The 11049-nt window shown below is 49.1% G+C and carries 10 protein-coding genes; 7 read left to right on the top strand and 3 right to left on the bottom strand.

Annotation, left to right across the window (positions count from 1 at the left end; translation table 11 throughout):
- Positions 1 to 278 (bottom strand): hypothetical protein (locus HRU21_07690; protein NRA42175.1); only part of this gene is annotated, 278 nt, incomplete at its 3' end.
- A 319-nt stretch (positions 279 to 597) separates the two neighbouring features.
- Here HRU21_07690 and HRU21_07685 point away from each other — a divergent pair.
- From HRU21_07685 to moeB, 4 genes are read left to right on the top strand one after another with little or no spacing between them, the layout of a single operon-like run.
- Positions 598 to 1878: a glutamyl-tRNA reductase gene (locus HRU21_07685; GenBank protein ID NRA42174.1), complete on the top strand. Its 1281-nt coding sequence runs from the start codon at positions 598 to 600 to the stop codon at positions 1876 to 1878.
- A complete protein-coding gene (gene prfA, locus HRU21_07680; GenBank protein NRA42173.1) occupies positions 1875 to 2960 on the top strand; it encodes a peptide chain release factor 1 in 1086 nt (361 codons plus the stop codon). Before HRU21_07685 ends, prfA begins: the two co-directional genes overlap by 4 nt.
- Positions 2960 to 3805 carry a peptide chain release factor N(5)-glutamine methyltransferase gene (gene prmC / locus HRU21_07675; GenBank protein NRA42172.1) on the top strand — a complete coding sequence of 282 codons (846 nt, stop codon included), beginning with the start codon at positions 2960 to 2962 and terminating at the stop codon, positions 3803 to 3805. Before prfA ends, prmC begins: the two co-directional genes overlap by 1 nt.
- On the top strand, positions 3795 to 4553 hold the full coding sequence (gene moeB, locus HRU21_07670; GenBank protein ID NRA42171.1) for a molybdopterin-synthase adenylyltransferase MoeB: 759 nt from the start codon (positions 3795 to 3797) through the stop codon (positions 4551 to 4553). Before prmC ends, moeB begins: the two co-directional genes overlap by 11 nt.
- A gap of 196 nt (positions 4554 to 4749) precedes the next feature.
- On the opposite strand, the gene aspS is transcribed toward moeB, so the two are convergent.
- Positions 4750 to 6534, bottom strand: coding sequence for an aspartate--tRNA ligase (gene aspS / locus HRU21_07665; GenBank protein NRA42170.1), 1785 nt, complete (start codon positions 6532 to 6534; stop codon positions 4750 to 4752).
- 269 nt (positions 6535 to 6803) lie between these two features.
- Here aspS and HRU21_07660 point away from each other — a divergent pair, with 269 nt between their 5' ends.
- Positions 6804 to 7322: an HU family DNA-binding protein gene (locus HRU21_07660; protein NRA42169.1), complete on the top strand. Its 519-nt coding sequence runs from the start codon at positions 6804 to 6806 to the stop codon at positions 7320 to 7322.
- 149 nt (positions 7323 to 7471) lie between these two features.
- On the opposite strand, the gene sbcB is transcribed toward HRU21_07660, so the two are convergent.
- On the bottom strand, positions 7472 to 8890 hold the full coding sequence (gene sbcB, locus HRU21_07655; GenBank protein NRA42168.1) for an exodeoxyribonuclease I: 1419 nt from the start codon (positions 8888 to 8890) through the stop codon (positions 7472 to 7474).
- Positions 8891 to 9065: 175 nt separating this feature from the next.
- On the opposite strand from sbcB, the gene HRU21_07650 reads away from it, so the two are divergent.
- Positions 9066 to 10739, top strand: a complete 1674-nt coding sequence (locus tag HRU21_07650) for an FAD-binding protein (GenBank protein NRA42167.1) — start codon at positions 9066 to 9068, stop codon at positions 10737 to 10739.
- Between the two features lie 15 nt (positions 10740 to 10754).
- A partial coding sequence (locus HRU21_07645; protein ID NRA42166.1) for a hypothetical protein occupies positions 10755 to 11049 on the top strand: 295 nt, incomplete at its 3' end.

The raw sequence follows: 11049 nt of genomic DNA, 5'->3' as shown, positions 1-11049 counted from the left end.
CGCGTACCGATGGGGGAAAACACCTCGAATAAAAATTGTTGCTGGTACTGGCGCCAGCGAAAGCTGGCGCGCTCATTGCGCGTCTCACCATTAGTATTGACCGTTCGAATCGCTAGCTTGCCTTCTACCTGCCAGTCATACTCAGTGAGATCATCGCGCTGTTGCCAGCTAGTACAGCCAGATAACAGCAGCAGTGCAGCGCAGCAAGCTGTTAGCAAGCGCCATAGTGCGGCTTTAGCCATGTATGGGTGTGATTGATATAAGTGAGGTATCGACACGTAGACAGCTATAAGTTTTGGGCTAAGAGTTGCTTAGGCCGCACGGTGATAGTTGCCGTGCCACAGCGTTTAAACATTAACGTCAGATGAACACTAAGCTGCTTATTCAGCGGCATACGTTAGCGCAGCGATAAAGTTCTGTCCAGCTTCCTAGTCGGCGATAAATCAAAAACCAGATTGTATAAATTTCTGGCCGCCGGAATAAATGGGCAAACAAAGGCGAAATTTGCTAGAATGGCACGCTGTCTGCCGCCATGAAACCATCTATGGTGGCAGCTGTCACAGAATGTAATCAATCTTTATACGGCTTTTAATTTTCATGGCATTACTGGCGCTTGGCATCAATCACGACTCGGCGAGTATTGCGCTGCGTGAGCAAGTGGCGTTTGACCCGTCACAGATGCAAGAAGCGCTGCATGCTGCCGCGCATGCAGCAAAGCTAAACGAAGTGCTGATTTTATCAACCTGCAACCGCACCGAAATCTTAGCTCACTGTGAACAAAGCGCTACTGCGCAACAAGAGATATTGCACTGGTTAGCCAGCTATAAAAATATTGCTCTAGATACCGTTAACCCCTGCATTTACCATTATCAAGATGAACAAGCNCTAGCGCATATGATGCGCGTCTCGGCAGGCTTAGATTCTATGATTCTTGGCGAGCCCCAAATATTTGGTCAAATGAAGTCGGCCTATGCGGTCGCCAAAGCAGCCGGCACCGTTCACAGCAAGTTAGACCGCGCACTGCAACATTGCTTTGCCTATGCCAAAAAAGTTCGCACCGACACCGCAATCGGGCAGAACCCCGTGTCGGTTGCATTTGCCTGTGTACATCTTGCACAGAAAATCTTCAGTGACTTATCGACTAACAAAGCGTTACTGATTGGCGCTGGTGAAACCATTGATCTGGTTGCTAAACACCTTCTCGATAAGAATATTGGTCAGATGATCGTAGCCAACCGAACCCTAGCACGCGCGAAAGTCTTGGCCGAGCAATACGGCGCTCAGGCTATTTTGTTAGGCGATATCGGTGAGCAGCTTAGCGAGGCCGATATCGTTATCTCCTCTACCGCTAGCTCCTTACCTATTTTAGGTAAGGGTGCGATCGAAAGCGCAATTCGTCAACGTAAGCATCGGCCTATGTTTTTAATTGATATTGCCGTGCCGCGCGATATTGAGCCCGAGGTGGGCGAGCTGCAAGACGTGTTTTTATATACCGTTGACGACCTGAAAGACATCATTGACGAGAATCGCAAGGCCCGTAAAGAAGAGGCCGCCAAAGCTGAGCTGATTATTCGAGATGGCGTAACCCATTTTTTCAATGAAAAACGTATGAACGATGCGGTGCCGTACTTAAAAGCCTATCGACAGCAAGCCGAAGGCATGGCACAACAGGCTTTAGATAAAAGTCTTAAGCAGCTAGCCAACGGCCAAGACCCTGAACAGGTGTTAGAACAGCTAAGCAAGCAGCTGACAAATAAACTGATTCATGCACCGTCTGCTGGCCTCAAACAAGCGGCCAGTGAAGATAAGCAGCTGCTGGCGCTTTATGCCGAATTACTTGATATACAGCTAGATAACAATAAGACTCCTCCAGAATGAAAGACTCGATCAAATTAAAACTCGAAACCTTAAGCGACCGCTATGATGAGGTGGCTCACTTATTGGGCGATGCCGACATTATCAGCGACCAAAATAAGTTTCGCGATTTATCAAAAGAATATGCCGAGCTTGAGCCGGTCGCGCAGGCCTTTAAACGCTACTTACAAACCGAAGAAGATATGGCCGAAGCGCAGCTATTATTGGCGGATGACGACCCCGATATGCAGGCCATGGGTAAAGACGAATTAGCCACTGCTGAAGCTAGCCTTGCCGAACAGCAAGACGCGCTGCAGATTTTATTAATTCCGAGTGACCCTAACGATTCGCATAATGTATTTCTTGAGGTGCGCGCAGGAACCGGCGGTGACGAGGCGGCGATTTTTTCGGGCGATCTGTTTCGTATGTACTCGCGCTATGCAGAAAAACAGGGCTGGAAAGTTGAGGTGGTATCGGCCCGCGAAGGCGAACACGGCGGTTACAAAGAGATTATCAGCCGCGTTGTTGGTGATAATGTGTATAAAAATCTGAAATTTGAATCAGGCGCTCACCGCGTGCAGCGTGTACCCGAAACCGAATCACAGGGCCGTATTCATACCTCGGCCTGCACCGTGGCCATACTGGCCGAACCTGACGAAGTTGAAGCGATTGAAATTAACAAAGCCGATCTGAGGGTTGATACCTTTCGTGCCTCAGGTGCCGGTGGTCAGCATGTTAACAAAACTGACTCAGCAATTCGCTTAACCCATATTCCAAGCGGTATTGTGGTTGAATGTCAGGATGAACGCTCGCAGCATAAAAATCGCGCGCGGGCGATGTCTTTATTGCAGGCCAAGCTGAACAGCATGGCCGCCGACTCAGCCGCGCAGGCGCATTCGGATGAACGCCGAAACTTAGTCGGCTCTGGCGATCGCTCTGAACGGATTCGTACCTATAATTTCCCCCAAGGTCGGGTCACTGACCATCGCATTAATCTGACTTTATATAAGCTGGATGAGTTTATGCAAGGTGATGTCGACATTGTGGTCGCACCACTGCTACAAGAATATCAAGCCGACCAATTGGCGGCGATGGGCGATATGTAATGCCTGCGCATACCATTGCGACTGCCATTACGTCGGCTAAGCAGCTGCTTAAGCATGATATGGCGGTACACGATGGTCGAGCAATATTAGCGCATATTTTAGATAAAGATTTAAGCTACTTAATCGCCTATGCTGAACAAGCCCTAACGGCTGAACAGCAGCAGCAGTTTACAGCCCTGCTGGCACGGCTGCAGAACGGCGAACCACTGGCTTACCTCTTAGGCTATCAAGACTTTTGGGATATTCGTCTAAGCGTTAACCCTAGCGTATTGATCCCGCGACCCGATACAGAAACCCTCATAGAATGTGTATTAGCGCACTCTGACGCCAGCGCCTGCAGCCGCATTTTAGACCTTGGCACAGGCTCAGGCGCGATTGCGCTGGCATTGAAAAGCGCGCGGCGCTTTGACCAAATTGTTGCGCTTGATCGCAGCAGCGCAGCGATAAGCACAGCGCAGCAAAATGCACGGCAGCTAAAGCTTGATATCAATTTGATTCAGGGGTCTTGGTTAGATGCAATAGGCGCTAACCAGTTCGACGTGATCGTCGCTAATCCACCTTATATTGCTAGCAACGATCCCCACTTAGCTGATCTAAGTCATGAGCCAGTACAGGCCTTGGTGGCTGAAGAAAATGGTTTGGCCGATTACCGCCGCATTATTCAGCAGGCTGGTCGGGTATTGCGCAACAATGGCTTGCTCGCTTTCGAACACGGTTATCAGCAGGCTGAAGCGGTTTGTCAGTTACTGCATCAAGCCGGTTTTATCGCGGTTAATACCTTGCACGACTTAGCTGGTCATCCGCGCGTTAGCTTTGGTCATTGGGAGAGCGGCAATGCTAACTGATGATGAATTACTGCGCTATAGCCGGCATATCTTGCTGGAAGATTTTGACGTTGAAAAGCAGCTGCGCTTAAAGCAGAGCCACGCCTTAATTATTGGCGCCGGTGGCCTTGGCTGCCCCGCAGCGCTGTACTTAGCCAGTTCAGGGATTGGTCGTTTAACGCTAGTGGATGACGATCAAGTTGAACTGTCTAACCTACAGCGGCAAATTGCTCATGGCACAGCAGACATTGGCCGCAGTAAAGTGCATTCGCTGGCCGAGCAGATCGCCGCGATTAACCCTGACTGTGTTTGTCACTGTATTGATGCGCGCTTAGATGAAAGCGAACTTGCTGAGACCCTCAGCCTTGTAGATATTGTGTTAGACTGTAGCGATAATTTTAGCACGCGCTTTTTATTGAATCGGCTCTCGGTCGAGAGCCAAACACCGCTGGTTTCTGCAGCCGCAATTCGCAGCGAAGCGCAGCTAACGGTATTCGATCCTCGGCAAGCAGATAGCCCTTGCTATCAATGCCTGTATCAACCGCAGCAAGATGATCAACTTAATTGCAGCGACTCGGGCGTATTAGCACCGCTGGTTGGCATGATCGGTAGCTGGCAAGCCCTAGAAGCAATCAAAGTATTGACCGGCTATGGTGAAAGCCTTTATGGCAAGCTGCTGGTGTTTGATCTCAAATATAACCAATGTCGCACGCTGCGCTTACAGCCCGATCCAGACTGTCCGATTTGCGCCAGCGGAAAAAAGCCATAATTGCCATTATCGAAACCTCAAAAGAAGCCCATAAGGGATCAAAGGCTAACTTGCTGAGCGATAATTGGGGCTAAACGTGGCTTGCCTTTCTATAAGACGTCAAGCCACTGAGAAATTAACCCCTTCAGAGGCTAAGCCTTTAAGAGCATAACCACATAGACAAGGTGTTAGCCTATGACAGCTTTTACTGTTTTGACTATTCCGCAAGCTGTGCTTTAGCAGGCTTTTTCAGTTGGATATTCAGCTCATTCAAATGATGCTTTTTAACCGCTGCAGGCGCATCGGTCATCACACAGGCAGCGCTTTGCGTTTTAGGAAACGCGATAACGTCGCGAATTGAGCTGGCACCGGTCATTAACATAACGATACGGTCTAAACCAAATGCCAAGCCACCGTGTGGTGGTGCACCAAATTTTAACGCATCCAGTAAGAAGCCGAATTTTTCCTGCTGCTCTTCAGCGTTAATACCCAGCACCTCAAACACAGTTTGCTGCATCGTTTGATCGTGAATACGGATCGAGCCGCCACCTAATTCAGTGCCGTTCAATACCAAGTCATAGGCAACTGATAGCGCATCAGCCGGGTTTGCCTGCAGTGCTTCGGGCGAACATTTAGGTGAGGTGAACGGGTGATGAAGTGAGCTAAGTTGACCTTCGCCATCCTCTTCAAACATCGGAAAATCGACTACCCATAGCGGAGCCCAAGCTTGCTCGATCAAGTCTAGGTCTTCACCCAGCTTCACTCGCAATGCCGCCAGTGACTCGTTGACGATTTTTGCCTTATCGGCACCAAAGAAAATCAAGTCGCCGTTAGCAGCTTCGGTGCGCGCCAAAATCTCAGCGCGTACTTCGGTCGGTAAAAACTTCACAATCGGCGATTGCAAACCTTCCTCAAGATCATCTTTATCGTTAACTTTAATATAGGCCAGGCCTTTGGCACCGTAGATAGCGACGAACTTGGTATAGGCATCAATTTGCTTACGCGTCAGTTTTTCAGCGCCACCTGGCACTTTAATCGCAGCAATACGACCCTTAGGGTCATTGGCGGGACCCGAAAATACCTTAAACTCAACCTCAGTCAGCAAGTCTTTGATATCGATTAGCTCAAGCGGAATGCGCAAGTCAGGGCGGTCAATACCGAAGCGACGAATAGCCTCGGCGTAAGGCATGCGTGGCAACTTATCAAACTGCACATCTAACACATCGCTAAATAACTTTGCGATCATGCCCTCGGCAATATCCATAATATCGTCGGCCGACACAAACGAGGCCTCGATATCAATCTGGGTAAATTCTGGCTGACGGTCAGCCCGTAAATCTTCATCGCGAAAGCAGCGCGCGATTTGATAGTAGCGATCATAACCGCCCACCATCAACAGTTGTTTAAATAACTGCGGTGACTGCGGCAGCGCAAAAAACTTGCCTTCATGGGTTCGCGACGGTACTAAATANTCACGCGCACCCTCGGGTGTTTCGCGGGTTAAAATGGGCGTTTCAATATCCAAGAAACCCAGATCGTCTAGATAGTTGCGAATGCTGCGCGTGATGCTTGAACGCAGCTTAAGCTTTTGCTGCATTTCAGGACGGCGTAAATCCATAAAGCGGTATTTTAAACGAACGTCTTCGCCAACGTCGGTAAAACTATCCAGTTGAAACGGTGGCGTTTCGGCGGCATTGAGAATTTCAATTTCTTTACCAAGAACCTCAATATCGCCAGTTGGCATCTTATCGTTTTTTGCCGCCTCATCTCTGGCGCGCACGCGGCCGGTAATTTGTAACACATACTCACTGCGAACTTTATCTGCCAGTGCAAAGGCCTGATCAGTATCCGGATCAAACACCACTTGCACAATACCCTCACGATCTCGCAAATCGATAAAAATAACGCCGCCATGGTCTCGGCGGCGATCAACCCATCCGCTTAAAGTAATGGTTTGATCGATATGTTCAGAACGAACAGCGCCACAGTAAATAGTGCGCATAGTGTGTCTCCAGGGTAGTCATGACCAAATGGTCTGGGATTTGTCAAAATAAGGCGCGCAAGTATAGCAAAATTGCAGCAATTGGTAAGTTTTTGCGCTGAGTTTCATGCTTGAGCGAAAAAAAATTGTCGATTGCTGAAAAAAGCCTATTTTTTTAGACTTTAATGCTTGATGAATAGAATAAAAAGGCATTAAATAAATCTCTGACAGCCAGCGCTTGCGCTGTCATGCAAGCTATTGCGATTGATAACAACATAAAGGACTTCCCTATGGCTCCCAAGAAAAAAGCAGCAAAAAAGAAAGTCGCCGCGAAGAAAAAAGCTCCGGCTAAGAAAAAAGTCGTCGCTAAAAAAGCAGCAGCTAAAAAAGTTGTCGCTAAAAAAGCTCCGGCTAAGAAAAAAGTCGCTGCCAAAAAAGCAGCAGTGAAAAAAGCACCGGTGAAAAAAGCCGCTGCAGCTACTAAAAAATCGACTGCTATCAAAGACCGTTACACGAAGTCTCAAATCTTGGAAGAAATTGCTAACAACACCTCTCTTAGCAAAAAAGATGTTGCTGCCGTCATTGACGAGCTTGGTGATGTAATTGAACGTCATATTAAGCCTCGCGCCTGCGGCGAGTTTGTTTTACCTGGCTTAATGAAGATTCAAACTGTGAAAAAGCCTGCGGTTAAAGCACGCAAAGGCACTAACCCATTCACCGGCGAAGAAATGATGTTTAAGGCGAAGCCTGCCACCACGGCGGTGAAAGTTCGCCCCTTGAAAACGCTGAAGGACATGGCGCTAAAATAAGCGATCTGATTCAAGCCCGATAAATTAAAAATACCTGCTGCTGCAGGTATTTTTTTGTCTGCTCAGAATGAGGCGATTCGTCGCATTCATCCGTGATGCGCAAGCTTATCGGCGCGCCAAATTTTGCGAAACCCAGTCAAGGAATCTGGCTAAGCCAGCTGTTCTAACCACTGCCACAACGACTGCAAAATTTTCAGGCGTTCTGGTGCATCTTGCTGCTGCTCAGCCAGCTGCTGGATATGCTGCATTCGCAGGCTTAAGCTTTGCGCGTTAGCGGCGCTCTCGCCGTTAAATTTGGCCATACATTGATCACGCCAACGCCAGCTTTCCGATTCACTCAAGGTTTCAGGGAAATGTCGCGCTCGGTAACGAAACAGCAGCTGATTAAAACGCGGGTCTTCAAAGCTAAGGCCGGCTAAGTCAAAACTGTCCATACTTTGCACCTTGGCACACAAGGCTTTATCGGCACGACTCGGAAAACCGCCGCTGTACAAGGTTTTTTCAACATCCAGCTGACGTTCATCGCCACGCTGGGCAAATACCTGTAATAGCTTTTGCTGTAAATCAGGCGCATCTTTTAAGCGCTGATAATAAGCACGGCTTTGCCCGCGATCGAGTTGAATTCGCTCGGCCAGCTCCGCATCTAACAGGCTGACTGGCGCCACCATCGGGCATTTATTGATATGAATATTTTTTAAGGCAATTCGCTCAGCGCCGGCCAGCTCAGCAGATGCGCTGAATAAACGCTCACGTATTGCGTCTGCCGACAGTGTCAGCAGGTCTTCAGGATCAACGCGTAAGTCATAGCAAATCACTTCATTACTATTGTGCGGATGCTGCGCTAAGGGCAACACCAGACTGGCATGATAGAACGCTGACTTAAACATGCCTGAAACATGCAGCACTGGCTGCAGCTCACCCAGCTTAAGCTGTTGCGTAACAAATTGCTTACTGCGGCAGTTGAGTGCCCACTGCCATAATTTTGGCTGCTTGGTTTGTATTAAGCGCGCCAGCTCGATGGTTGCTTGCACATCAACCAAGGCATCATGCGCCCCTGTCTGTGCAATCTGATTAGCCGCGGTTAAATCTTCCAGTTTAAATGATGGCAGCCCATTTTCATGTTGTGGCCAAGCAATCCCTTCAGGTCTCAGCGCAGCGCATAGCCGCACCACATCAATCAGATCAAAACGCGAGTTACCGTTTTTATACTCGCGCTCGTAGGGGTCGAGAAAATTTCTAAAAAAGGTGTGTCGGGTGACTTCATCGTCGAAGCGAATATTATTATAACCCACCACGCAAGTTTGCGGCTGCATCATCAGCTGATGTATTTGCTGCGCAAAGCGATATTCAGGTATGCCCTGCTGGGCAACAAACTGCGGGGTTAATTTGGTCACCAAACAGGCTTCAGGCTGCGGCAGAGTATCGACTGCCGGCTGACAATACAGCATGCAGGGCTCGGCAACAGGCTGCAGTTGGCTATCGGTGCGAATCGCGGCAAACTGTGCGGGCTTATCTAAGGCCGGATCAATGCCCCAGGTTTCATAATCGTGCCAAAGAAATGTCTGCATGCTGCCTCTATCAAACTCAATCAGGCACTATAGTACCATTAATCGCGCCGCGAGCACTGCTTCAGATGCGCTATAATCAAGCATGCGCAGCAGCGAACCTTTATTACCCAAGCTTAATTGGCGCAGTTTGCGCAACAAGCTACAATAGCCGCGCAAAATAGTGAGACCGATAATAATGATTGCCAGCCTATTAGATAAACTTCGTTTTCGAGAGGTTTACACCGAATCAACCATTTGTATTGAAGATAGCGACGCCATGCAATGGAATCGCGAAGCCGACTTAGTGGTCGTTGGATTTGGCGGCGCCGGTGCCGCTGCTGCCCTGGAGGCCAGCGAGCAAGGCTTAGACACGCTCGTGCTAGACCGACTATCAGGCGGCGGTGCGACGACGATATCTGGCGGCATTTACTATGCTGGCGGCGGCACCGAAATTCAGCAACAAGCTGACGTCGAAGATAGCAGCGAGAATATGTTTAACTACCTCAAACAAGAGGTAAAAGGCGCCGTATCGGATGCTACGCTGAAGAAGTTTTGCGACGATAGCGTCAGCAATTTTGATTGGATCGTGCAGCATGGGGTGAAATTTGATGCCTCACCTTGCCCATTTAAGGCTTCGTTTCCACCCGACCAGTATTATTTGTATTTTTCAGGCAATGAATCTTTTGCCCCTTATAATGAAAGCGCCAGCCCTGCAATGCGTGGCCATCGTGGGCATAAGAAAAGCTTTTCTGGCCCAGCTATTTTTGAGCCGCTGCGTGCAGCGGTATTAGCAAAAAAGAATATCAGCGTGCAAACTCAGTCTAAAGTAGTCGCGCTAATTACTGATCAACACGGTAGCGTGATCGGCGTAAAAGCGCTGCAGCTGGGCAGCGGCTGGTGGAGCAAAACCCTGCATAAAATTTTTGATCGCAGCGCCTATGCGCTGCGCAACTTGGTGCTGTTTTTTCCATCCTTGTTTAATCTTTTCGCCGCCTGGACCGAGTACTTAGAAACCAGTTTTGGCCAAGCTATTTATATTCGTGCCAACAAAGGTGTAGTGTTAGCCACCGGTGGTTTTTTTAACAACCAAACCATGGTGAAACAATATGCACCGAAGTATATTGGCGGCAGCCCGCTCGGTACCTTTACCGACGATGGTTCTGGCATCAGCCTCGCGATGCAGCTTGGTGCTGCAACTAGCGATATGCACAGCGTTGCTGCTTGGCGCTTTATTAACCCACCCACCAGCTTTGTAAAAGGCATGCTAGTTGGGCCCTCTGGTGAGCGCATCTGCAACGAAATGCTGTATGGCGCCCAGCTGGGTGAGCAAATTTCTGAGCAGCATGATGGTATCGGCTGGGTGATTATTGATGATGCAACCTATCAGGCCAGTAAAAAAGACCTCACGCTAGACAAAGCGCAGTGGTTCCATGTGATGGTTGGTTACTTCTTCCTATGGTTTGGTCGCAAACGCGCCAACACCATTGAGGCACTGGCGGCAGAGCTGAACATTGACGCCAAATCTTTACTTGCAAGCATGCAAAGCTATAACCAAATTGCTGCCAGCGATGCACCTGATCCGATGGGCAAGCCAAAAGATTTTATGCCGGTTATAGGCGATGGCCCCTACCATGCGATTAATGTCTGCTACGATTTTTTCTTTGCGCCCTGCCCATCTTTAACCTTTGGCGGACTGCAGGTTGATGAAGAGACAGGCTTAGTGCTCAATCAAGAAGGGCAAGCCATTGCCGGGCTGTATGCGGCTGGTCGCTCTGCCGCAGGTATTCCATCACGCGGCTATGTTAGTGGACTATCCATTGCTGACTGTGTGTTCTCTGGTCGCCGAGCAGCACAGCACGCCGGACGTTAAACCGACTACTCAAGCATGAGCCGCGACAAGAACGACGATAAGAACGACTATAAGAACGACGAGAACAGCGGCGAACAAGCAGAAGGTTCAGGCAGCACAAGCCAATATGAGTTTGAGCTGCAACCGCTAAGCTGGTCAAAGCGTCGCGCGCTAGACGCCCCCCGGCGGGAAGTCACTGCATTTAAGGTAAGCGATTTTCAACTGCAGGAAGGACATTACTGTCAGGTGCAAGTAAGCTTTGCCAACCATGCTAGTGAAAGCTTACGCGGTAGAGTTTATGCCAATAAAACGCATCGCCTAATTGATGGTC

The sequence above is a fragment of the Pseudomonadales bacterium genome (assembly GCA_013215025.1).
GTDB lineage: Bacteria > Pseudomonadota > Gammaproteobacteria > Pseudomonadales > DT-91 > DT-91.
This window is presented reverse-complemented; position numbering and strand designations above follow the sequence as displayed.